This is a genomic window from Streptomyces sp. R33 (assembly GCF_041200175.1).
Classification (GTDB): Bacteria; Actinomycetota; Actinomycetes; order Streptomycetales; family Streptomycetaceae; genus Streptomyces; species Streptomyces katrae_B.
In genome coordinates, this window is record NZ_CP165727.1 from 150,046 (window position 1) to 171,664 (window position 21,619).

Below are 21,619 nucleotides of genomic sequence, written 5' to 3' on the forward strand. Positions count from 1 at the left end.
GGTTCTTCGTGATACGAACGTACCATATTGTTGGTACGGCGGTACCATGAAGATGTTCGGACCGAGCCGGACTGCGAGCCCCTGAGCCACCCACCCCACCCACGGCCGGAGACAGCACTGATGCCAAAGCGCGTGGACCACGAGGAACGGCGCACGCAGATCGCCGAAGCGCTCATCCAAGTCGCGGGGCGGCGAGGGCTGCACGCCGTCGGCATGCGCGACGTGGCCGCCGAGGCCGGTGTATCCCTCCGGCTCGTGCAGTACTACTTCGAGACCAAAGAGAAGCTGCTCTTCTACGGACTGCAGCACCTGACCGACCGCTTCACCGCCCGCGTGGGCGCCCGACTGGCCGCCGCCGGCCCGGACCCGGGCCCGCGCGCCACGATCGAGGCGCTGCTGCTGGCATCCCTGCCGACCGACCAGGAGAGCCGGACCTTCCACCTCCTGTACAGCTCCTACTCGATCCTGTCCGTAACCGACGGAGCACTCGCCGCCCAACCCTTCATCGACAACCCCGACGCGGCCGAGAACGCCCTCACCAGCCTGATCGAAGGAGCCCAGGCGGCAGGCCTGGCCGATCCCGGCACCGACGCACGCACCGAGGCCATCAGCCTGCTCGCCATGACCGCGACCATGGGCACCAGCATCCTCGTCGCCCAACGGACACCAGAGTCAGCCATCGCCGTACTCCGCCACCACCTCGACCGCATCTTCACCGCCAGCGGCCACACCACCCCGAACGCCGGACAACGGACAGCCGCCCATACCTGTCCATAACTTCTGCTCCGCCGCGAAGCCGCTCGCCAGGAACGCCGGAGCCGGGGACGTACTCGGCGGCCTGAGCGAGCATCGGCTCGAAGGGCGGGGTGAGAACCACTCGGGGATGGCCTCCTTACGACAGCGGCGACGCCAAGGTCGATCTGACGATGGCGTACGCCGGGATCCGGAAGAACTTCGAACGCGCCGGATTCACCCACGCCGCCGACACCACCACCTCGATGCTGGCCGGTCATCCGCGGATCCTGATGCGGCTCGACCTGCGCTGACGGCCTGCCCCGTCCCGGGCTCCGGCGGGACCGCCGGTGCCGCGTCGACCACCGGGAAGCCCTCACCCGCCCGCAGCAACTTCAGCTCAGCCATGACCCGGCCCAGACCGCAGCTGTCCCGGGCAGTCACCTCCTGGTCCTGCACGGCACCAGCCTGCAGTGGTGCAGCGACGGCATACGCTCCAGCGAGGCAAGGTCAATCACATTCCTCGAAGAGCGGCCACCGCGCCCAGCGGAGGCGCCGACGGCGGCAGTCACGGCGGCGCGGCGTCCGGGGTCAGTGGGGCGTGCCGAAGGCGCCGGCGCCGGCCGCCGCGGCGGCGACCGCAGCGGCGCGGCGCGGCAGCGTCGGGTCGGGGGATGCTCTGAGCAGCAGTAGCTCGTGGTAGAGCGGGGCGGTCGCGGCGACGAGCAGCGCCCGGCTGTCGGCAGGACCGGGCAGCTCCCCCCGGTCGGCCGCCCGGGTGACGACCACCGCACACCGGGCGTAGCGGTCCTCCCAGAACCGCGACAGCGCCGTTGACGCCTCCGCAGACCGGAACCCGGCTGCGATCAGGGCCGTGGTCAGGTTCGGCCCGCCGCCCGCCAGTGCCTCGAACACCTCCTGGTTGAGGGCGGTCAGGTCGTCCTCCAGCGACCCGGTGTCCGGGGGGCTCCACAGGTCGTCGGATGCGGCGTCGAGTACGTCGGCGAGCAGGCACCCGACGTCGTGCCAGCGCCGGTAGACGGTCGTGCGATGGACGCCGGCGCGTTCCGCGACCGCGTCGACTGTCAGTCCGTCGTACCCCGCCTCCAGGAGCAGTGCGCCCACCGACTCCAGGACCTGAGTGCGGACGCGGGCGCTCCGGCCGCCCGTCCGGCGCCGCCTCGTGGCCGGTTCGTGTCGGCCGGGATCTTCGCTTGCCTGCGTACGGGAATGCATGCCAACATCTTAACGCAACATTCGTCGCCTTAAAGGAGAACTCCCGTGGTCATTCACCGCGTCCCCACTCACCCCTCCACCGTCGCGACGACGATCCCCGCCCCCGAACTCCTGGAGCCGCCCTGTGACCGCACAGCTCACCGCGTCTGATCTCACCAAGTCCTATGAAGGCCGCCTGATCCTCGACTCCGTCGACTGCTCCGTCCTCGTCGGCGAACGCCTCGGCATCGTCGGCGAGAACGGCTCCGGCAAGTCCACCCTGCTCCGCCTGCTGGCGGGGGCCGAGCGCCCTGACCGCGGCGAGGTCGTCCTGCGCGCCGAAGGCGGCGTCGGCTACCTCACGCAACAGGAAGACCTCGCCCCGCACATGACCGTCCAGCAGGTGGTCGACCGCGCCCTCGCCGAGCTGCGTGCATCGGAACGGCTCCTGCGCCGGCTGGAGGCCCGCATGGCCTGCGGCGACGCCACTGCCGAGACCCTCACCGCGTACGCCGACACCCTCACCGCCTTCGAACTGCGCGGCGGGTACGACGCGGACGCCCGGGTGGAGCGGTCCCTGCACGGCCTCGGTCTGCTGAGCCTGCCCCGCGAGTCCGCCGTCGGCGACTTGTCCGGCGGCGAGGTCGTACGCCTACGCCTTGCCGTACTGCTCGCCGCCACCCCGGAAGTACTGCTCCTCGACGAGCCCACCAACCACCTCGACGGCTCCGCCCTGACCTGGCTGGAGGACCACCTGCGCGCCCGACGCGGCATCACGGTCGTCGTCTCCCACGACCGGGTCTTCCTGGAACGCGTCGCCACCTCCCTCCTGGAGGTCGACGGCGACATGCACCGGACCGTGCGGTACGGCAACGGCTACGCCGGTTACCTCGCGGAGCGCGCCGCCGAGCAGCGGCGCCGCGCCGAGGCCCACGCAGCCTGGCGGGCCGAGGCGGCCCGACTGCGCGAGGCCGCCGCCGTCACCGCCCGACGGGTGGCACCCGGCCGGGCCATGAGAGACGGCAACAAGATGGCGTACGACCGCGCCGCCGGCCGGGTCCAGCAGTCCCTCGCAAGCCGGGTCCGCAACGCCGAAGAGCGGCTCGCCCGGCTGCTGGCCCGGCCAGTGCCCGCGCCCGCGGACCCCCTGCGGTTCACCGCAGTACCGCGCACCGCCACCGCCGGCGCCGCCGAACCCGAGACGCCCGCCGGGCCGGCACGGTCCGGCGACGCGCGACGGATGCTGCTGGCCGCAGCGGGCGTCGCGGTCGAGGGGAGGCTCGCGCCGGTGGACTTGACCGTGCCAGCGGGCGGCCGACTGCTGGTCACGGGCCCGAACGGGGCGGGCAAAAGCACCCTGTTGCAGGTTCTGGCCGGCGTCCTGGCCCCCGACCTCGGGCAGGTCCTTCGACGGCACGGCCGGGTCGGCCTGCTGGCCCAGCAGGCCGACGTGAGAGCAGGCCGCGGGACACTGCTCGCGGCCTACGCCGAGGGCCGCCCTGGAACTCCCGAGGAGCACGCCGAACGGCTTCTGTCGCTGGGCCTGTTCGCCCGCGACCGGCTGTCCGCTCCGGTCGGCTCCCTTTCCGTCGGACAGCGGCAGAGGCTGGCCTTGGCCCGCCTGGTCACCGAACCGGCCGACGTCCTGCTGCTGGACGAGCCCACGAATCACCTCTCCCCCGCGCTGGCGGAGGAGCTGGAGGAGGCGCTGGCCCAATTCGCGGGCGCGGTGGTCGTGGTCAGCCACGACCGGCGGCTGTGCGCCCGCTGGTCGGGTGACCGACTCGCGCTGCGCGCCCCGGTGGCCGCCGCGACCGGCATCTGTCCGTGACGACCGACAGCCGCTCCGCCCCTCCTCTCCCCTGCCGTCGAAAGGACGCCTCGCTTGACCACCTCCGTAAGCCCGCTCGGCACCCTCGCCCTCCCCACCGCCGGCTCCGGCCCGTACGCGCTGGCCGTCGGGCCGGACGGCCACCTGTGGTGCACTCTCGTCCACTGCGGCCGCATCGCCCGCCTCACCCCGTCGACGGGCCGCGTCGAGGAGTTCGCTCTAGACTCCTCCGACTGCGGCCCCACTCTGATCACCGCCGGACCGGACGGCGCGCTGTGGTTCACCCGGTACCGCGACCACCGGATCGGCCGGATCACGGTGGCCGGCGAAGCCCGCTCGTACGCGCTTCCCGGCGGCGCGGGCGGACCGTACGGGATCGCGGCCGGGCCCGACGGGGCCCTGTGGTTCACCCTGACGAACACCGGCCGCGTCGGCCGCATCGGCACGGACGGCGAGGTCCGCGAGTTCCCGCTGCCGTGCGAGGGGGGATTCCCGTCGTTCCTCACGGCGGGACACGACGGAGCCCTGTGGTTCACCCTCAACCAGGCGAACGCGATCGGCCGGATCACCGTCTCCGGCGAGGTCCGGCTCCACCCTTTGCCCACCCCCGGCGTCGCCCCGGTCGGGCTCGCGGCAGGCCCGGACGGGAGCCTGTGGTTCGCCGAGATCGGCGTCGGCCGGATCGGGCGGCTCACGACGGGCGAGGCAGGCGTGGAGATCACGGAGTTCCCGCTGCCCGAGTCCGACTGCCGCCCCCACGCCGTCGCGGTCGCCCCAGACGGGACCTGCTGGTTCACCGAGTGGGGCACCGGCCGGATCGGCTCCGTCACTCCGGACGGCAAGATCACCGAGCACCCGCTCGCAGCCCCCGAGCGTGAGCCCCACGGCCTGGTCTTCGGCCCGGACGGCACGCTGTACGTTGCCGAGGAACGCGGCGGCGTCTCACGGTGGGAGGTGCGCCGCACCGGGCGGTGACCCGGCAGCCCTCTGTCCACGGCCCTCCACCACCCATGCCTCGGCAGGCGTGGCGGCAGGCCGCACAACCGCTGCACCAGCCCGCGCAGCCGAGGAACCGGGGTCCCCCCGGAGCCGGGCCGCCGAGGCGCCGGCGGACCCAAGCAGCCCGCCAAACGGCGCCCCTCACGGCCGGACACCTCTGCCCGAGGCCGGCCCTTGCTGTCCGGGCTCAGGGGCTGAGTCGAGCCACCTGCTCCAGTTCGTCCGCGAGCAGTGCCGGGTCGCGGGGGCCGATGTGCGGAGCCGCCAGCGACCGTACGCGGAAGGGGTTGCCCGGGGTGATCTCGTCGGCCTCCCGGATCATCAGGTCCTGGAGCGCTGGTGGGAGCGTACGGTCCTCGGAGAACCGCACGAACGTGCGCGGGATGCGGCCCCACTTGTGTGGCAGCCCGCGGCCGTCGCAGGCCCCGATCGCGGCCGACTCGTCCGGTTCGAGGATGTTGAGCATCGCCCGGACTTCGGTGTCGGAGGAGTCGGCGGCCATTGCCTCCTTGGCGAGCTGGAAGAACTCCGGGTCGTTGCTCCGCCAGTTGACCCGGGTGACCCCCAGCTCCGGCGGGGTCGGGACGGGAGTCATCTTGAATATGTAACTCGTGGCTGCCTCTGGGGTTGCCATCAACTCGCTCACCGAGGCCCGTTTCGCCGGGCACAGGGCCGAGACGTACACCAGGTGTGAGATCAGGTCGGGTACCAGGTCGGCCACCGCGTTCAGAGTGACGCCGCCCAAGCTCTGGCCGGCCAGGACCACCGGGCCGTTGCGGTGCGCCCGCCGCACCACCGAGGCCACGTGTGCGGCGCAGTCAGCCAGGGTCGTCTTGGCGATGGGGGAAGGCTCCGTACGCAGCCGCTCCAGGTCCTGCGGCGCCTGGTACGAGAGCGGGAAGTATGCGCCGGGGCCATGGCCGGGCAGGTCGACCGCGACCGACCGCTGCCCGCGCAGACCGAGTTCGGCCACCACGGGGGACCATCCGTACGCGTTGCTGCCCGAGCCGTGGACCAGGACGAAAGTCACCGGGGTTTCACCCGAACCAGTTAAGTTACTCATGAGTAAATCATACGGGTCTGCCGCTGGATTCGGCAGGATCCGGTGCACGGACATCAGCGTCGGCCTGGGCGACCGGCGCAGTGCACACCCTGTCCCAGGTGCCGCCACCGGCCACCCTTTCGGTATCCGACCTGGGAGTAACGGGCCGATCCTCGTCCACTGAGCGTCAGTCAGCGGCACAGGCACGGTTGCCGCGGGACGAGTAGGCCTTGTCCCCGGCGACCGCGCCGGGCCGGGTGCGGGGACGACCGACGGGCCCGCGGACCGTACCTTCTTGAGACTGAACTGCGGGCTGTCCGCGGCCTGCCCTGCGGTCAGGATCAGGGCCAGGGGCCGACAGCGGCGGTCGGCAGCAGGTGAATCTTGCTGGTCTGGGGAGGCAGCACCCCCGCCGCCAGCCGTTCTCTCCCTCCGTATACTCCCGGTGTTCCGGGGGGGGCCGGTCCGTGCGTGACCGTCGCCAGCTCTCGCGAGCCGGCCCCCGCTGTCTGGCAAGGCTCGGCAGGTGGGCCAGTTACGGGCGGACGAGGACAGGTGGAGAGGATCACGCACGTGGGCTTGGCAAAGGACCTCAGCCGTCCGCATCGGCCCGACGCGTCGGGCCCCGTTCGGCGCCCGCGGATCGGCGGGAGCGACGGCGTCCCGCGGTCGCTCCGTCCGCCCGTGGCCCGCCGTACGCGCGCCGCCGCAGGCGGTGGCGGACGGGTACCGGCCGGGGTCCTGCGGTCGGTCGGGGTTCCGGCGACCGCGCCGAAGCCCGTCACGGCCGGCCGGGTGGTACCGCCGGTGTCCACGCCGGCGCGGCAGCCTTGAGCACGGGCACCGTGGGGTCCGCGTCGTCGTCCGGGGGTGGTACCGACGCGTGGCGGGTCGAGGTCGATGCGGCGCCGAGCCGCCTGGTCGTGGCCGGGGTGGTCGGCAAGGCCCGGGAGCACGTGCACGCCGCCGTACAAGTACTGGCGTGCGGGTCCGGCAGAGTGCTGCTGAGCGACGGGCGGGACGAACTGCCCGTACGAGCCGCCGTCATCCCCGCCGGGCACAGGCATCGCGTGCGTCCGGGCCCGGGGCCGGCGCCGATTGGGGTGATGGTCTACCTCGACGCGGACACCACCGCCGGACGCGCGCTGCACGACGCAGCGGCCCGTGGTGGGGTGGCCTGCTGGGCCGCCGCGGCGTCCGTGTTCGCCGAGGCCGACCCGCCGCCCGTCGCCGTGTCCGCGGCGGGCGTGCTGCGGGCCCTGGACCGGCTCGGCGCCGCCGCTCCCGGGCAGCCCCGGCATCCGGCCCTCGCGGCGGCGCTGGCGGCGCTGCCGGGCGCGGTGGCGGACGGACCGGTGCGGGTGGGCGAGGTCGCCGCCCGGGCCGGGGTGTCCGCGAGCCGGCTGGGACACCTGTTCGCCGAGCAGTTGGGCTGGTCGTTCCCGGCGGCGGTGCGGTGGGCGCGGCTGCACGCCGCGATCGTCTCGGTGCGTGGTGGGGCGAACGCCACCGAGGCCGCGCACGCCGCCGGGTTCTCGGACAGCGCCCACCTGACTCGCGTGTGCAAGGCCATGTTCGGCATCACCCCCTCCCAGGCCCTGGCCGCCGCCCACTGGACGCCGGCGGCCGGCCCGGGTACGCGGCGGGGCCGGTAGCGGATCCGTTCAAGCTCGCCGGGCACCGCGGCCGCGAGGCTGCCGGTATGCCTACAACGACCGCCGCGGCGCCCGCTGTCGCCCTCGTTCGATTCCTGGTCCGGTACGCGTACGTGCCCTTCATGCTGCTCGGCGTCAACGGTGCCGCCATCTGGCTGGTCGGGGCGGGTGCCCCGAAACTGTGGCTGCTGTTGGTGCTGGCGTTCGCGGTGGGCTGCTCGTTCGCCGCCGAACGCGTGCTGCCGTACCTGCCCGCGTGGAACACCCCGCGCGGGGACGGCCGCCGCGACACCGTCCACGCGTTCGTCAACGAGGTGTTCACCCTTGCCGGGCTCGCCGTCGTGCCCGCGGTCGCCGCGCTCGCGCCAGCACCGGGGGCGTGGCCGGACAGCTGGCCGCTGTGGTGCCAAGTGCTGCTCGCCGTCGCCGTCGCCGACCTCGGGATCACCCTCGTACACCGCGCCAGCCACCACGTCGGCTGGCTATGGCGGCTGCACGCCGTCCACCACAGCGTCACGCGCTTCTACGGCTTCAACGGTCTGATGAAGCACCCCCTCCACCAGAGCCTCGAAACCCTCGGGGGCGTCACCCCGCTGCTGCTGCTCGGCATGCCCCTTGACGTCGCCTCCGTCCTGGCCTTCGCCGTCGCCGTCCAGCTACTGCTCCAGCACTCCAACGCCGATTACCGCACCGGCCCGCTCACCAAGGTCCTCGCCCTCAACCAGGGCCACCGGTTCCACCACCTGAAATGGGCCGGCATCGGAGACGTCAACTTCGGCCTGTTCACCCTCGTCTGGGACCACGCCATGCGCACCTACATCTACGACCCGGACCGGCGGTTCACCTCCGAAGACCTGGGCATGGCCGCCAAACCCGACTACCCGGCCTCCTACCTCGCCCAGCTGGCCGAACCGTTCCGGCCCGGTCCTTGATCACGGCATGTGGCCACCGCTCGTGGTTCCTCTGACGTCGCTGGTCTACCTGTTCACCGTCGACCGAGCTCGGGGGCCGGGCCTGCGTCGCCCGGCCCGCCGCCTGTGGACCCCGCAGCCGGGCCTTGGCCCGGCCCCCCCCTCCCTCACCCCTCACCTCGTCAGTCACCACGCCCCGACCCTGATCACCACCATCCACTGAAGCCTCGCCGACCACCGCGGCGCCCAGCCGCGCCGGGGCCCGGACCCAACGCCCTGCTGCCAGGTACAGCACAAAACAGGAACCGACGTGCTCAACGCCCCTACGAACAAGCCGCCCCCCGAAGTTCCCCCGAGCTCGGCCAGCCAGACGGTCACCAACTGGCTCGTGCCCGCGCTGCTCCTCCTGGAGATCACCGGACGCGCGCAGGGCATCCTCGTCAGTTGATCAGCCCTCATCGGATGATGCAGATGCCGGGCAGCGGTGCGTCCCCTTCGCCTTCCGCGGTGAGGACTTCTCGCGCCAGCTACCGGGCACGCTCCCACCCGGCGGCGGTGGACAATGCCTCCCTTGTCCACAGATCCGCCCCTTGCGGCCTGGCTCATCTCGCTGAAGACCTCGTCGATCATCTGCAGATGAGGCAGCCCTACGGGACTGAGCTGTCCGTCCTCGACCAGTGGCCCAGCCAGGCATCATGTGAATCTCTATCCTGAATCCTCCTGATTGGCCATGGGTGGCGCGGAGTCCGGGATCGAGGGACCTGGTCGTCGCTCAAACCGGAGTACTTGACCGCTGACAGGGACGTGACGCATTGCTTTGTTCCCGGGCGCGGTAGTCATCGCGGCCTGCCCCGGCGGCCCCGGTTCCAAGCCGTTCCGAAATTTGATCCATGCCGGTCGGACCGGTCGTAGGTTCATGCCATGACGATCGTTGACGACATGGACTACGAGTTCCGTACTGCCCGGCCTGAGGACACCGAGGCCATCGAGGCACTCGACGGATCCTTCACCACCCGGACCATCTTCCACGTGGCCGTCACCGAGGACGGGTTCGCCCTCCAGGAAATCCCGGTGGACCCGCCTATCCACAAGGTCTTCCCAGCGGAGTACACCGACGACGGCGACGGTCCCGCGACCGAGGAGGATCCGAACAGCCGTACCTTCCTCGCCGTCGGCACTGGTGGTTGTCTGGCGGGCTTCGTCGCTGTCTCCTACGCTCCATGGAACCGGCGGCTGGCCATCGAGGACCTCGAGGTCGCTCCGCCCCATCGAGGCCAGGGCGTCGGCCGTGCCCTGGTGGGCCACGTCGTCGAGTTCGCCCGTGAGCGCGGTGCCGAGCACATCTGGCTGGAAGTCACCAACATCAACGCCCCGGCGATCCACGCCTACCGGCGGATGGGATTCACCTTCTGTGGACTGGACACCGCGCTCTACGACGGCACACCCTCATCGGGCGAACAAGCCCTCTACATGAGCATGACTTGTCCCTGAGCCGCCAGCAGTCGGCTGACAGCAGGAGCCGATACGTCGGCCCGCGCCTCAGTTGGGGGGCGCACCACCAGGTCCCCGCCGGCGTACGCGAGGGGGAAATTCACTCCTGCGGGTGAACCGGAGCCGGTCGGGCAGGCCGGTGAACGATGGCTCGGTGCGACACGTGCCGGGTCGGCCCCGCGCGCCCGAGGCCTGGTCGGTCCGTACGGCGGACTGCATCGACGGAAGCGCGCCAGCTGTCGCGGGCCGGGGTGCAGTCCCTGCCAGCCGAGGGCCGGCAATGCGGGCTGGAGAAGTCGAGCATCCAGGCCATGGGGTACCTCCTGTGGGTTGTGTCTTCGGGCCCGGCGGGGTGCCAGTCCCCGCCGGGACGGGGGCCTTCCCCCTTGAAGGTGGGCACGCGGTTATTGATCACGCGGCGAGCGTGAGTTTGGTGGTGTGGTGTCGGCGTTCGTATGCGTTGGGGCTGAGGTGGCCGTTGGCGGAGTGTCGGCGGCGGATGTTGTAGCGGGTCAGCCAGGCGAAGACGGTCTGGCGGCAGGTGGTGGCGTCGCCGTAGTCGTGGGCGCCCTGGAGAGTCTCGCGTTTCAGAGATGCGTGGAAGCTTTCGCAGGCCGCGTTGTCAGCGCTGGTGCCGACCGCGCCCATCGACCGGGTGACTCCGAGTTCGGTGCAGAGGTCGGCGAAGGCCCGGGAACCGTATTGCGCTCCGTGGTCGGAGTGGAACACCGCCCCGTCGAGGCTGCCACGGGTGTGGGCGGACATCCGCAATGCGTCGGCGACCAGGTCGGTGCGCATGTGGTCGGCGATGGACCAGCCGACGACCTTGCGACTGAAACAGTCCAGCACAGTCGCGAGATAGAGGAACTCCCCGTCTTTCAGGGGGAGGTAGGTGATGTCGCCCAGGTAATTCAGGCCGGGTTCGTTGGCGTTGAAGTCCCGCTGGAACAGGTCCGGGACCTGTGCGGCTGCCGGGTCCGCGATCGTGGTGCGGACGCGTCTGCGCAGGCGGATACCGGTGATGGAGAACATCCGCATCACGCGGGCGACGCGCTTCCCGTTGACCCGCAAGCCCTTCTCCCGGAGCTCGGCGGTCACCCGTGGGGAGCCGTAGGCGCTGTGGGACTCACCGTGGACCTCACGGATCCGCTCAGCCAGGAGCCGGTCTTCGTGCTGCCGGGCCGCCCTCGCCTGTCGGCCGGCGACCCACTTGTAGTAGCTGGACCGGTTGAGACCCAGGACCTCGCAGAGCCGCTTCACCTCGTAGGTGTTCCGGTGGTCGTCAACGAACTGGAAGCGGCTCCTCACCACCCGCGGCCGGGGACGCAACATCCGCTTCGCCGTCAACCGGGGCCTGGCCGTCGTCCTCACCGGCCACGTCGCAGGCGACGTGATCCGGCACACCGAGGCCGTGGACGGCCGCCATCGACGTGATCAGCTTGTCGCTCTGCGGTCCCTGTTCACCTGGGCCAAGAGGCAGGGGCTGATCTTCCGCAACCCCACCAGCCGGATCAAGGTCGGTCAGAACGAGTACGCCATGTTGCAACCGCTCCTCCCTGAGCATGTCGAACGCTCCGTCGGAGCTGCGACGACCCCGGCGGCGCGGTTCGTTCTCGCCCTCGCGGCGGTCCACGCTGCCCGGGTCGCCCAGATCGCCGCCCTCATGCTCGACGACCTTGACCTCGGCAACCGCAGGCTGACCATCGCCGGACGTGCCCGGCCTCTCGACGACCTCACTCCCAAGCTCATGGCGGAGTGGCTGGACCACCGGCGCCGTCGGTGGCCCAGCACCGCGAACCTCCACCTGCTGATCAACAACCAGACCGCCAATACGACCAGCCGGGCCAGCAACCACTGGATCAGTACTCCGGTGCGGGGACAGGACGCCACCCTGGAACGGCTCCGTGTTGACCGGCAGCTCGAAGAGGCCCTGACCCACGGGCCTGACCCACTGCATCTCGCCGAAGTCTTCGGGCTCGACGAGAAGACCGCGATGCGCTACGCGGACTCCGCACGAGCTCTGCTGGAACAGGCCGCTGAACAGCACCTTGGATGAAATCTGGTCGACCTGGACGAACCGTGAAGGGATCATGGACGAGTGACGTCGACTGAAGCAGCAGCAATCGCTCTACAAGACCATGCCGCCCTCTGGAGCATGGGGGAAATCCGCGCAAGCGATGTCGTGAATGCCGCCTGTGATGCGCTCGTCGCCGGACTCGACACCCCCTGCCTTCGGATCCTCGCCGCCTGCACGCGCGCCGAGGCTGACTACGACGTCCACGACCTGCTTCCCGCAGCACTCGACGAACTCGGCCTCACCTTCTATTCGGTCGGCAGCGAGGCCGGTCAGGAAGCCGCCGCCCGCGCCCTCGCCCGCCGCATGCTCGCCGGAGAACTCACGCCTCGAGAGTTCACCTTCCGGATCCACCAGCGCCACGGACATGAGCTGCCCCTGACCGAGCGCCTCGCTGAACTCGACGACGAGTACGACATCCTCGAATACGGCGACAGGACCGTGGACCAGGTCGATACCGAGGTCACGGCCGAAGCCCGCCGCCTCGCAGCCCACCCCGCGATTCCCGCCGAACCCACGGATTCGCGCAGCTGATCCGTACGGACCGACCCGCGAGTTCCCGCTGAACAGACTTCGGTTTCCCTGAACCCACGGGACTCGTGGGGTCTGAGACTGGTAGGCGCGCATGTTGAGGTGTCACGTATTCCACCTGCCAGGGCTGTGACTGGTCGCTCTGAGTAGCGAGGTCGGTGCTCGTGGCCTGGCCCTGGACAGGTAGGTTCACGGTGGTGTGTTCGAAGCACTTCTGAGGGGGAGATCACCGGTGGACGTTGTGGCGATCATGGAAGCACTGGCTGAACAGGGCATCACGGTGCTCTTCAAGGCCGACGCCGATCGGATGGCAGAGCGGCGCAAGCCCTGGACATTCGTGGCCAGTGGCGCCCCTTTGCGCGACGACATCCTCGTGCGAACCGATGCCGCCTAGGTGGAGCAGTGCCTCGAAGCCTGCCTGCCTCGCCTGCGCGAATTGGGCTTTTCGCTGCCCGAGTGACGAGAGTGGCCAACCGGGATACAACGTGCCGGCTCACCGCGTGTGGTCGCCGGGGGCGTATCGGCTCCAGGTGCCGCCAGCCTCGGTGACGAGCCGGGTGGCGGTCTTGTCGTGGTAGCCGAGGGCCTTGGCGATGACCGGCGCCGGGGCCTGGAGAACGAGGTGCCGGATGGCGGAGGTGCGGGCTCGTTGGGCCGGGACACCGATGTCACGGAGGAGGCCAAGCAAGCTGGTCGGGTTCATCGGCTGGCCCGGGCGGCGGCCAGGGAAGAGCCAGTGGGCGGAGAGGTTCACCGTGGGCGTGTGGGCCGGGAGTGAGCGGAGGTAGTCCCGAACGAGATCGGCGACGGGCTCGGGCAGGGGCGAGGGCGGGTCTCCGAGCCGGAGGTGGACCTGTTGGCCGTCGTCCAGGACATCGTCGGTCGTCAGGCGGACGATGCGGGTGAGGGGCTGGGCGAACAGCAGGACGAGACTGGCAGCGACGCGGATTTGCAGCGGGATGGCATCGCTGCCGAGGACGTGGCGCAGGGCTGCCAATCGCTGGTGCTGGCCCATGGGTTGTGGGTTGGTCGTCGTGCGGTAGGGGATGGCCAGCCGGGGCATGCGGCGTGTGTCCATGCACCAGCGCAGGAATGGCTGTGCCGCGCGGCGGGTGGCGTAGTTCTCGGTGTGCCAGGCGTCGAGATCAGCTTGGGTTGTCGCCGCCAGGGTGCTGCCTCGTTGGGTGAGCCAGGTGAGGAAGGCCGCGGCCTGGGTGGTCTGCTGGCGGTGTTCGCTGACGGTGCTGACGCTCAGCGGGCCGACATCTGCCTTGGCCCGCAGCTTGCGGAGCTGGTGCCAGTGGGCGAAGTGCCGCAGGAGCTGCTCGTGTTCGGGGTCCGTGGTCGCCGCGAGACGTTCGGCCAACCAGCGTTGGAAGAGCAGGAGCCGGCGGTCCTGCCGGGGCAGGACGCCGCATTCCATGAGCAGGTCGCGCAGGTAGGCGGCGGTCCGCCAGTTCGGCACCTGCTGGATCGCCTCGTGGGTGAGGGCGATGTTGCCGGTGGCGAGGTCCCTCAGCAGCGCGGGGACCTGCGGGTTGTTCAGCCAGATGAGGCGGCCCTTGGGCCGGTCCATTCCGACCAGCAGGTCGTGCAGTGGGAGCAGGCGCGGGTTGGGGTGGCCTGTGCCGTCCTCCAGGATGTCGGTGAGCCTGTTGGAGAGGGTGCAGCGTTCGCAGAGCCGGCCGCCGAGGAGGAGACCCTCGAAGCCGCAGCGGCTGCAGAAGAAGTCGCGGGTGATGCCTGCGCAGTCCCGGCAGAGCGGCTGGCCCTGATCGTTGCGGCCAGGCAGGAGCCGGTCGGTGGAGCATCCGGGGCAACGGCCCCGGACGTGCATGGCCCGCTCCAGGCAGGTGCGGCAGATCGGTCCGTCCGACCAGTTGGCGGACTTCGCTGCCCGCCGACCGCAGCGGGCGCAGTCGCGCAGGTGCCAGCGTTCGTACTGTTCGGGCGTCACGTCGGTCACCCCTTGTCGGTGAGCCGGACCCGTGTCGGCCGGCGGGCGGCGAGGTCGATCGGTGCGTCCTGTCCGGCGGTGCGACGGAGGCGGACGTTCTCGGCGGTGGTGGGGATCAGGTCGCTGGCGGTGCAGTCGAGGATGTCGCAGAGTGCGGCGAGCACCGACAGGGATAGCCGCTCGGGGGTTCCGGAGACGAGGCGGTGGACCTGGGAGGCGGACAGGGTGACCCCGCGTTCGGCCAGGTGCGGCATGAGTTCGGGGACGGTGAACATGCCGCGGGCGGCCATCAGCTCGCGCAGGCGCCACCGGTAGGTGATCTGGCGGGACATCACGAAGTCCTTCCCGGCCGCATCGCGGCCTCAACGGTGGCGTCCAGGGCCCGGCGAAGGGTGCGGGTGCGGAAGTCAGAGGAGACGCAGGTGTAGATCGCGGTGGTGGATGCGTACTCATGGCCGACCTGCTGCTGGACGAACAGCGGATCGTAGCCGTCTTCGATCAGGTGGGTGATGTACGACCTGCGTAGCGAGTGGAACTCCAGCGCCGGGTCCAGGCCGAGCGCATCGCGGTAGGTGGCGAAGCGGGAGTCCAGCCGCTGGAGCCCGATCCGCAGCCCTCGCTCGGAGGGCCACAGCGCGGGCCCGTGGGCGTGCCGCATGCCAGGCCGAACCTCGGTGACCCACTCCTCGATGACGACCGGCGTCCACTGCCAACGGTCAGCACGCTGCGGCGCTTGGGCGGCGAGCCCTTCTTCGCCTTCCCGTGGCGCACCATCAAGGTGCCGTAGTCGCCGAACTCCCGGCCGTGCGGGTTGGGACCGAAGTCGATCTCGTCGAGCATGCGGGTCTCGTTGCGGCGCAGGCCGTAGCCGTAGGCCGTCTTGAACAGCGCCGCGTCCCTGAACGCCGGCAGCCAGCCCTTGCGTCCCTTGCCCCGGACGCGTACCACCTGCTCGTCGGCGTAGTCGAACAACGCCTCCAGCTCGGGTCGGGTGAAGGCACGGCGCTCAGGTTCGCCCTCGCCTTCGTCCGCGTGGACCGCTGCGTTCCAGTCGTGGACCACCTGGACCGGGTGCGTCCCGAACCGCAGCAGGCACTCCTCCGCCCAGCCGTACGCCGGGTTGGTCACGAAGTCGCAGAACTGCCGTACTGAGCCTTGGTAGTTGCGCACCGTCGACCGCGCGCAGCCCCGCACCGAGCGGAGGTCCACCGACCACTCCTCGACGTGCTGGGGCGCCCACTCCCACGGCAGCCCATCCGCGTGCCGGGCGAACGCGCGCACCGTCCGCTCCTGGTCACCGACGTAGCCGAACGACAGATTCCTGGCCAGCTGCTGGTTGCGCCAGCCGGCCAGCATGGCCTCGAAGACCTGCTCTTCCGGCCGCAAGAGCGGCAGGCCGTCGACCAGCTGCAGCCGCGCCGAGCCCGGCACCAGGGTGTAGCCACCCATCCGATCACTCTCCGTCCATCGCATTCGACGCGAGAATCTCGCATCAGATGCGACCGAGGAGCGTTTTCCCAGGTCAGTACCTCGAAGGAGTGAAGACAACCGCCCGCCACTGCCAGGTCCGGTACTGTCCGACAGAGGTACCCCGGCCTACCGTCCGGCCAAGGCCAGCGCCCGAATCCGGGATAGCGGGGCAGTCATCCAGGTCCGGAGTCGCCAGTTCGCATCAGCTGCAATTGGCGTCGGTAGGAACATCGAACCGGAAACTGGCGCTAAGTCAGGTCGGTCCTCACCGACGAGCTGGGCTTTCGACTTCATGGCTCGCTGCCGTCCGCGCGCAGGGCGCCCGCCCAGCCCCCATGCGACGGCCCGTACTCCTCGCTCTTCCATCCCGTAACCGCTCTCCTTGCTCAACCGGCCTGAGACGGGCTGCCAGGACGACGTGCAGCCGCGGGAAGGTCTTGGAGCGGGTGTAGCGGTGGCGCTGCCAGAACGGGTACGTGCCGCCGATGGTGCAGCGGGCTCCCTCCCAGACGCGGTGCCCGGCGTAGCGCTCGTAGTCCCAGACCTCCTTGGCGAGGCGGGCCTGGGACATGGTGCCGTTGTCGAGTTCGAAGGGGCGGACCTCGCTGGTCGGGGTCGGCACGGCGAGGACGGCGTCGGTGTTGAAGCTCAGGCCGGTCTCCTTGATGGCGTGGTTGACCTCCACCTGCCAGTCGGTCAGGTGACCCGCAGCACCTATGCGCGGTGTTCAACATCACTCCGGAGACCGGACTCCGCTACACCCGCTTCTTCCACCCCGACCCCACGGACAGCGACGACGTATCCGGCTGCAACATGGAGACATCGTGACCGACCACCACGCTCACCTGCTCGCCGCCATCGTCGAGGTCGGCGGTGAGCTGGAGCTCCCAGCTACCCGTAACGGGCGCTTCAGGGGGCGGTCATCCCAGAAGGCTGCGCGGTCAGCGCCGGCCGCCGCCGATGCGGCGATCGTCGGCCAGTGCGGTCAGCGGGCCGAACTCGCGGGCAAGCTGGTTCCACGTCAGAACCTCGCCACAGCGGGCCGGGAACTCCTTCGGGTTGAACTCGGGCATGGTCCAGGTGCCAGTGCCCCGGTCCCGCAGCCACAGGTCCCCGTCACCGTCGACCACAGTCGGCGGGACCGGTACGGGCTCGGCCTGATCGGTGGGCTCCCAGGTGACCCGGCCCGGGTGGGAAACGCGGCGCAGCTCGGTGGTGGCCAGCCGCGCGGCCAAGTCACGGGTGGACTCTTCGGCGTCCTTGACCGACGCGAGTCGGAATGCGTCGTCAAGTACGGGCAGGGCTGGATTCTTGCTGCGCTTTGAACTCATACGCTGACTACCTCCGGCGGGGGGCGTCACATCCGTTATGGCACCCCGTAGAGGAACACGGTATCCGAGGCGGGAGCCGGGCCGGCTACGACCACTGTCCAGGTGGAGGCGCTGGCACACCGGGCGGTGGGGCTAGAGCGTGTCTCTCAGGGCTGCCTGTGAGTCCGTCAGCAGTGGGCGTACCCAGTCCGTGGCCGGTGGGCAACTCGCTCGACAGGTCTCGGGAGGCCATGGCCCGCTACACGGGGTCGGGTCAAGCGGGCCAGCCTCTCGCGTGATGGTGCGGTCGCACCAGTCGCAAAGCACCGTTGCGTGGGCACCTGCGGCCTCAAGGGCACCGGCCGCGTCCTGGGCGGCTTCGAGCCAGTCGGGTTCTGTGACCGCTACGGGCGCACTGTCCAGCAGGAGCTTGCTGTTCCAAAGGCTGAGGCCGGTGATCGTTCGGATCGCACGGATCGCCTCCGCCTTCCGGTCTCCTGACTCCGTGAGCAGAACTCGGAATCCTGGCTCTTCCACACACCCTCCCCGGCGGCCTTACGCTGTCCAGCCAGTGAACCATCCCCGCAGCTGAGCGCCATGGGGCGGACTATCGCCGGGCCCAGACAAGGATGGCGACGAGGTTGAGTGCGGCCTGGAAGGCGATGGCGAGCTTGTCCGTCCGCATGGCCAGGCCGCGCCACTGCTTGAACCGGTTGATGCATCTGAGGTTCCCCCGCAGCGCGGGAGTGGCTGACTAGCTGGTCAGAGCGGGTTGACGTGGTTTCAGGTTCACTTGTTCGGTCGCTGCCTGGTCGGCGTAGTACTTTGAGCTTGCTCCGCTTCGACGGACACCATTGGTGTGGTGGTCAGGCCGCGAGTACGGTCTCGTATTCGGCGGGACTTCGGTAGCCGAGGCTGCTGTGTAGCCGTTGCAAGTTGTACCAGCTCTCGATCCACTCGAAGATCGCAGTGCGGGCGAGAGCCCTGCTGGGCCAGGGTTTCGTGCCGAGCAGTTCCCGTTTGATCGTCGCGAAGAAGGACTCGGCGAGGGCGTTGTCCCAGCACTGTCCGGTGCGGCCGACCGATAGCTGGACGTCGAACTCACCTGCCAGGGACGCGAATTGCTGGCTGGTGTACTGCTTGGACTCAACCGGTCGTTGCAACACTGGTCTGTTGGAGCAACAGTAGCTGCTCGTTGAATGCTTCGGCCGGGGTCTTCCAACCGAGTGTCTTGCGTGGCCTGGTGTTCAGTGTGTGGGCGACGGCTTCGATTTCTTCGGCGGACCAGCGCGAGAGGTCGGTGCCCTTCGGGAAGTACTGGCGCAGGAGTCCGTTCGTGTTCTCGTTCGTGCCTCGCTGCCATGGGCTGTGGGGATCGGCGAAGAATACGGGGATGCCGGTCTCGATGCGGAACTGCGCGTGTGCCGACATTTCCTTGCCGCGGTCCCATGTCACGGACCGTGTCAGCTGCTCGGGCAGCGTCGACATAGTGTTGGCGAGTGCCTTCTTCATGGAGATCGCTCCGTAGCCGGCCAGCGCGGGGCCGTTCTTCGTTCGAGGGATCGTGCCGTATCCGTCCTCGCGGGGCAGATGGACTAGCATCGTGAACCGGGTCGACCGCTCGACCACGGTGCCGATCGCGGAACGCTCCAGCCCGATGATCAAATCACCTTCCCAGTGACCGGGAACAGCACGGTCCTCGGCCTCGGCGGGCCTTTCGCTGATCAACGCTTCCGGCGTGACGTGCGCCCAAGTCTTCCGCCGTGATCGCGCTCGCGGCACACGCAGAGCGCGACCGGTCCGAAGACACAGGATGAGCTCGCGTTTCAGCGCTCCGCGGCCCTGAATGTAGAGGGCCTGATAGATCGCCTCGTGGCTGATGCGCATGGACTCATCATCCGGGAAGTCAACCTTGATCCGGTTCGCGACCTGCTCCGGACTCCATGCCTGGACCCACGCCCGATCCTTGCGATGTGGCTTGTTCCGTCCCGTCCACTCGCCTGTCGCGGGACCCGCGATCGCCCTGCCGCGTGACGTGCTGATCTGACCGGACAGCCGCTCGTGGACGTAAGCGTGCAACCGCGGGTTGGCAACCAGCTTCGCCGTTTTCGGCCGGCGCGCGGCCATGTCGGCCTTCCACTGGGCGACTGATGCCCGATAGTCACTCCTGCCGCCTCTGGTGGCCGCGTTGCGCCGCAGTTCACGGGAAATCGTTCCCGGATCACGACCGACGTCTCGAGCGATCTGGCGAACTCCCTTGCCCTGGGCTTTGAGGAGCGCGATTTCCTCCCGCTCACGAAACGACAGGTACCTGCCCGAACAGGGCTTCGTATCGAACGGCCGCATACCGCCACACTGGCGGAACCAGCGCGTCGCGACCGCCGGCGCCACGCCGACAATGCCCGCGGCCTCCTCGGCAAGGAGGCCCTTCGCGATCTCCGCCCAGAACGCCACTTCGACGTGTCGCTGGTACTTCGGATGCCCCGGAGACCTCAGCTTCGGACGCACCGCCCGATCCGCTGCCCGCTGACGACGAACCACCCCACACCTCCATGATCATGAGGTGTTGCGACGACCAGTTGAATCCGCCCTGGCATCCGCGGTCCGAGTGGAAGATCACCGGCCGGGTGGGGCGGCGCCGCCGGCAGGCGGTCGTAAGGGCTTCGGCGACCAGGTCGGTCCGCAGATGATCGGCGGTTGCCCAGCCGACGACACGGCGGGAGGCGATGTCGATGACGGTGGCCAGGTAGAGCCAGCCCTGATCGGTCGGGATATACGTGATGTCGCCGCACCAGCGGACGTCGAGTGCGGCCGGGTCGGGTGCGAAGTCGCGCCCGATGAGGTCGGGCCTCGCGGCGGCCCGCGGGTCGGGGACGGTGGTCACGTGTCGCCGCCTGCGGTGCCGGCCTTCGAGTCCGGCGTCCCGCATCAGTCTGGCCACGCGGCGCCGTCCGCATCTTTCGCCCTCGCGTTGCAGAACGGCGTGGAGGCGTGGGGCCCCGTAGGTGCCACGGGAGTGCTCGTGGGCCTCGGTGATCTTCTCGGTCAGCTCCAGGTCGCGGACCGCGCGGGGGCCGGGAGTTCCGTTGCGGCGGGCATAGAAGGCGGTGCGGGAGACCTTGAGCAGTTCACACGCGCGCTTGACGTTGTGGTTGCTCTGCTTCTCCGCCTCGATGAACGGGTGCACCGTCACCGGGTCTCCTTCGCGAAGAAAGCCGTGGCCCGCTTGAGGATGTCGACGTCCTCGCGCAGGCGGCGGTTCTCCCGCCGCAGCGCGGCCAGCTCCTCACGCTCGCTGCTGGTCAGCCCGTCTCGCTCGCCCGCGTCGACCTCGGCCTGCTTGACCCAGTCCCGCACCGCGGTCTCGGTCAGATCGAAGTCCTTGGCTATCTGACCGACCGAGCGGTCACCGCGCCGGCACAGCTCGACGATCTCGGCCTTGAACTCCGACGTGAACGAACGGCGAGGGCGAGGCTTCTTCTTCCCCATGCTCTCCATGATGGACATCCTCCCGGGGACGAACCCCAGATCTCGAATGTCCGTCAAAGCGGATCAAGCCCACAGGTGCCCATATCTCTCCTCGCGTGGCCGTCTGGGGATCCTCGCGCTGGCCACCGACAGCGAGGTCAGGAGGCAAGCAGTACCCGCTTGCGCAGGAGCTTGAAGCCAGCGCGTCCGTACATCTGCCGCTTCACCGGGCCCACCGCCTCCCCGTGCTCGGTGCACCAGGACACGGGGACCAGGCCGCCGCAGTCGTACGGCTTGCAGACGCGCTCCTCCCCCAGCACCGCCAACGGCCCCGCGCCGGGCGCGGTCAGCCGGCGCACCGTCGCCCCCGACTCTCCGGCCGTCAGCTCGGCCAACGCATCGGAGTCGGCGTCGGTGGACCAAGCCGGACAACTGGTCCTCGCCGGCCGCGTCGTCGGCCAGGGCCAGCCATAGGCCATCGAGACGGAACCGGTGCGTGGCGCCCGCGGCCCCGCCCAGCACCAGCGAAGCGGCCGTCGGCCCCATGGGTACTTCGATCTTGTCGTGGGCGAGGAGCCAGGCGACGACCTGGCGGCGGTCGAACTGCGGGTGTACGTCCGTGCCGGCCACCGGGGCAGGGAAGTCGGGGTGCCGGCGGCGCCAGTTCACCACCGCGGCCCGGCCCACCCTGGTCATGCGCGCCACCTCCGCCAACAACACCCGCTCCCACCCCGGGGCCGGCTCAAGCGCAGCGAGCGGGGAGCGGCGGCCGGCCGTGACGGTGCGCACGGCCCGCCAGTCCACGGAAGGGCGGAACCCGCAACCTTCCATGGACGTGATCCAGGCGGGAGCATCCTGGTATCGGTGGACGGGGGTGGCAGACCATGGGGCGTAGACGGAGTGCGTGGGCCGGGTCGGCGGTAGCGGGAGCAG

Annotated in this window: 24 protein-coding genes and 3 pseudogenes; 11 read left to right on the forward strand and 16 right to left on the reverse strand. The window is 69.9% G+C overall.

The features are described from left to right. Positions 1–120: 120 nt before the first annotated feature. Both AB5J51_RS00780 and AB5J51_RS00785 read left to right on the forward strand, forming a co-directional pair. Positions 121–777 (forward strand): TetR/AcrR family transcriptional regulator, encoded by a 657-nt coding sequence (locus AB5J51_RS00780; protein WP_369776386.1) that lies wholly within the window; start codon positions 121–123, stop codon positions 775–777. 113 nt (positions 778–890) lie between these two features. Beyond that, a pseudogene (locus AB5J51_RS00785) lies at positions 891–1,046 on the forward strand (GNAT family N-acetyltransferase); the annotation flags it as partial. A gap of 277 nt (positions 1,047–1,323) precedes the next feature. Here AB5J51_RS00785 and AB5J51_RS00790 read toward each other — a convergent pair. Next, positions 1,324–1,968 (reverse strand): TetR/AcrR family transcriptional regulator, encoded by a 645-nt coding sequence (locus AB5J51_RS00790; protein ID WP_369776387.1) that lies wholly within the window; start codon positions 1,966–1,968, stop codon positions 1,324–1,326. Positions 1,969–2,092: 124 nt separating this feature from the next. On the opposite strand from AB5J51_RS00790, the gene AB5J51_RS00795 reads away from it, so the two are divergent. Then, complete coding sequence (locus AB5J51_RS00795) at positions 2,093–3,778, forward strand: ABC-F family ATP-binding cassette domain-containing protein (RefSeq protein WP_369776388.1); 1,686 nt, start codon at positions 2,093–2,095, stop codon at positions 3,776–3,778. Positions 3,779–3,832: 54 nt separating this feature from the next. Further along, positions 3,833–4,753, forward strand: a complete 921-nt coding sequence (locus AB5J51_RS00800) for a virginiamycin B lyase (protein ID WP_369776389.1) — start codon at positions 3,833–3,835, stop codon at positions 4,751–4,753. Positions 4,754–4,964: 211 nt separating this feature from the next. On the opposite strand, the gene AB5J51_RS00805 is transcribed toward AB5J51_RS00800, so the two are convergent. Together AB5J51_RS00805 and AB5J51_RS00810 are read right to left on the reverse strand one after the other, a co-directional pair. Next, the gene (locus AB5J51_RS00805) at positions 4,965–5,840 is read right to left on the reverse strand and encodes an alpha/beta fold hydrolase (RefSeq protein WP_369776390.1); all 876 of its coding nucleotides are present in this window, start codon (positions 5,838–5,840) and stop codon (positions 4,965–4,967) included. A gap of 181 nt (positions 5,841–6,021) precedes the next feature. Beyond that, a pseudogene (locus tag AB5J51_RS00810) lies at positions 6,022–6,211 on the reverse strand (IS5/IS1182 family transposase); the annotation flags it as partial. Between the two features lie 438 nt (positions 6,212–6,649). On the opposite strand from AB5J51_RS00810, the gene AB5J51_RS00815 reads away from it, so the two are divergent. The 4 genes from AB5J51_RS00815 to AB5J51_RS00830 all read left to right on the forward strand — a co-directional run bounded on the left by AB5J51_RS00815 (position 6,650) and on the right by AB5J51_RS00830 (position 9,876). After that, complete coding sequence (locus tag AB5J51_RS00815) at positions 6,650–7,474, forward strand: helix-turn-helix domain-containing protein (RefSeq protein WP_369776391.1); 825 nt, start codon at positions 6,650–6,652, stop codon at positions 7,472–7,474. Between the two features lie 47 nt (positions 7,475–7,521). Further along, positions 7,522–8,406 (forward strand): sterol desaturase family protein, encoded by an 885-nt coding sequence (locus AB5J51_RS00820; RefSeq protein ID WP_369776392.1) that lies wholly within the window; start codon positions 7,522–7,524, stop codon positions 8,404–8,406. Positions 8,407–8,695: 289 nt separating this feature from the next. Then, positions 8,696–8,833 carry a hypothetical protein gene (locus AB5J51_RS00825; protein WP_369776393.1) on the forward strand — a complete coding sequence of 46 codons (138 nt, stop codon included), beginning with the start codon at positions 8,696–8,698 and terminating at the stop codon, positions 8,831–8,833. Between the two features lie 473 nt (positions 8,834–9,306). After that, on the forward strand, positions 9,307–9,876 hold the full coding sequence (locus AB5J51_RS00830) for a GNAT family N-acetyltransferase (RefSeq protein WP_369776394.1): 570 nt from the start codon (positions 9,307–9,309) through the stop codon (positions 9,874–9,876). Between the two features lie 411 nt (positions 9,877–10,287). Here AB5J51_RS00830 and AB5J51_RS00835 read toward each other — a convergent pair whose 3' ends face one another. Next, positions 10,288–11,208 carry an IS3 family transposase gene (locus AB5J51_RS00835; protein WP_369776395.1) on the reverse strand — a complete coding sequence of 307 codons (921 nt, stop codon included), beginning with the start codon at positions 11,206–11,208 and terminating at the stop codon, positions 10,288–10,290. On the opposite strand from AB5J51_RS00835, the gene AB5J51_RS00840 reads away from it, so the two are divergent. The 3 genes from AB5J51_RS00840 (at position 11,144) to AB5J51_RS00850 (ending at position 12,875) form a co-directional block, all read left to right on the forward strand. Then, positions 11,144–11,932: a hypothetical protein gene (locus tag AB5J51_RS00840; protein WP_369780413.1), complete on the forward strand. Its 789-nt coding sequence runs from the start codon at positions 11,144–11,146 to the stop codon at positions 11,930–11,932. The two genes, AB5J51_RS00835 and AB5J51_RS00840, sit on opposite strands and share 65 nt — an antisense overlap. 42 nt (positions 11,933–11,974) lie before the next feature. Beyond that, complete coding sequence (locus AB5J51_RS00845) at positions 11,975–12,484, forward strand: hypothetical protein (RefSeq protein WP_369776396.1); 510 nt, start codon at positions 11,975–11,977, stop codon at positions 12,482–12,484. Between the two features lie 229 nt (positions 12,485–12,713). Further along, positions 12,714–12,875 (forward strand): hypothetical protein, encoded by a 162-nt coding sequence (locus AB5J51_RS00850; RefSeq protein WP_369776397.1) that lies wholly within the window; start codon positions 12,714–12,716, stop codon positions 12,873–12,875. Between the two features lie 99 nt (positions 12,876–12,974). On the opposite strand, the gene AB5J51_RS00855 is transcribed toward AB5J51_RS00850, so the two are convergent. The 12 genes and pseudogenes from AB5J51_RS00855 to AB5J51_RS00910 all read right to left on the reverse strand — a co-directional run bounded on the left by AB5J51_RS00855 (position 12,975) and on the right by AB5J51_RS00910 (position 21,081). Continuing rightward, positions 12,975–14,438, reverse strand: a complete 1,464-nt coding sequence (locus tag AB5J51_RS00855; protein WP_369776398.1) for a hypothetical protein — start codon at positions 14,436–14,438, stop codon at positions 12,975–12,977. A 5-nt stretch (positions 14,439–14,443) separates the two neighbouring features. Then, positions 14,444–14,770, reverse strand: a complete 327-nt coding sequence (locus AB5J51_RS00860) for a helix-turn-helix domain-containing protein (protein WP_369776399.1) — start codon at positions 14,768–14,770, stop codon at positions 14,444–14,446. Continuing rightward, a complete protein-coding gene (locus AB5J51_RS00865) occupies positions 14,770–15,096 on the reverse strand; it encodes a tyrosine-type recombinase/integrase (protein ID WP_369776400.1) in 327 nt (108 codons plus the stop codon). The genes AB5J51_RS00860 and AB5J51_RS00865 overlap by 1 nt, the downstream gene beginning before the upstream one ends. A gap of 1,077 nt (positions 15,097–16,173) precedes the next feature. Beyond that, positions 16,174–16,626, reverse strand: coding sequence for a replication-relaxation family protein (locus AB5J51_RS00870; protein WP_369780184.1), 453 nt, complete (start codon positions 16,624–16,626; stop codon positions 16,174–16,176). 223 nt (positions 16,627–16,849) lie between these two features. Beyond that, positions 16,850–17,239: a hypothetical protein gene (locus AB5J51_RS00875; protein WP_079403197.1), complete on the reverse strand. Its 390-nt coding sequence runs from the start codon at positions 17,237–17,239 to the stop codon at positions 16,850–16,852. 132 nt (positions 17,240–17,371) lie between these two features. After that, positions 17,372–17,755, reverse strand: a complete 384-nt coding sequence (locus AB5J51_RS00880) for a ribosomal protein L7/L12 (protein WP_369776401.1) — start codon at positions 17,753–17,755, stop codon at positions 17,372–17,374. A gap of 70 nt (positions 17,756–17,825) precedes the next feature. Beyond that, positions 17,826–17,942: pseudogene (locus tag AB5J51_RS00885) on the reverse strand (IS5/IS1182 family transposase); the annotation flags it as partial. Positions 17,943–18,084: 142 nt separating this feature from the next. Next, complete coding sequence (locus AB5J51_RS00890; protein WP_369776402.1) at positions 18,085–18,381, reverse strand: integrase core domain-containing protein; 297 nt, start codon at positions 18,379–18,381, stop codon at positions 18,085–18,087. After that, on the reverse strand, positions 18,365–19,564 hold the full coding sequence (locus AB5J51_RS00895) for an IS30 family transposase (RefSeq protein WP_369776403.1): 1,200 nt from the start codon (positions 19,562–19,564) through the stop codon (positions 18,365–18,367). Before AB5J51_RS00895 ends, AB5J51_RS00890 begins: the two co-directional genes overlap by 17 nt. Continuing rightward, positions 19,512–20,411, reverse strand: a complete 900-nt coding sequence (locus AB5J51_RS00900; RefSeq protein WP_369776404.1) for an IS3 family transposase — start codon at positions 20,409–20,411, stop codon at positions 19,512–19,514. Before AB5J51_RS00900 ends, AB5J51_RS00895 begins: the two co-directional genes overlap by 53 nt. Then, positions 20,408–20,716: an IS3 family transposase gene (locus AB5J51_RS00905; RefSeq protein ID WP_032759650.1), complete on the reverse strand. Its 309-nt coding sequence runs from the start codon at positions 20,714–20,716 to the stop codon at positions 20,408–20,410. The genes AB5J51_RS00900 and AB5J51_RS00905 overlap by 4 nt, the downstream gene beginning before the upstream one ends. Positions 20,717–20,844: 128 nt before the next feature. After that, on the reverse strand, positions 20,845–21,081 hold the full coding sequence (locus AB5J51_RS00910) for a hypothetical protein (RefSeq protein WP_369776405.1): 237 nt from the start codon (positions 21,079–21,081) through the stop codon (positions 20,845–20,847). Positions 21,082–21,619: the final 538 nt, after the last annotated feature.

Excerpts from the sequence above, each read along its gene's own strand:
- AB5J51_RS00780 (WP_369776386.1), top strand. The coding sequence starts at position 121 with ATGCCAAAGCGCGTGGACCACGAGGAACGGCGCACGCAGATCGCCGAA.
- AB5J51_RS00790 (WP_369776387.1), bottom strand. The coding sequence starts at position 1,968 with ATGCATTCCCGTACGCAGGCAAGCGAAGATCCCGGCCGACACGAACCG.
- AB5J51_RS00805 (WP_369776390.1), bottom strand. The coding sequence starts at position 5,840 with ATGAGTAACTTAACTGGTTCGGGTGAAACCCCGGTGACTTTCGTCCTG.
- AB5J51_RS00820 (WP_369776392.1), top strand. The coding sequence starts at position 7,522 with ATGCCTACAACGACCGCCGCGGCGCCCGCTGTCGCCCTCGTTCGATTC.
- AB5J51_RS00830 (WP_369776394.1), top strand. The coding sequence starts at position 9,307 with ATGACGATCGTTGACGACATGGACTACGAGTTCCGTACTGCCCGGCCT.
- AB5J51_RS00835 (WP_369776395.1), bottom strand. The coding sequence starts at position 11,208 with ATGTTGCGTCCCCGGCCGCGGGTGGTGAGGAGCCGCTTCCAGTTCGTT.
- AB5J51_RS00860 (WP_369776399.1), bottom strand. The coding sequence starts at position 14,770 with ATGTCCCGCCAGATCACCTACCGGTGGCGCCTGCGCGAGCTGATGGCC.
- AB5J51_RS00865 (WP_369776400.1), bottom strand. The coding sequence starts at position 15,096 with ATGCGGCACGCCCACGGGCCCGCGCTGTGGCCCTCCGAGCGAGGGCTG.
- AB5J51_RS00875 (WP_079403197.1), bottom strand. The coding sequence starts at position 17,239 with ATGAGTTCAAAGCGCAGCAAGAATCCAGCCCTGCCCGTACTTGACGAC.
- AB5J51_RS00895 (WP_369776403.1), bottom strand. The coding sequence starts at position 19,564 with ATGCGGCCGTTCGATACGAAGCCCTGTTCGGGCAGGTACCTGTCGTTT.
- AB5J51_RS00905 (WP_032759650.1), bottom strand. The coding sequence starts at position 20,716 with ATGGAGAGCATGGGGAAGAAGAAGCCTCGCCCTCGCCGTTCGTTCACG.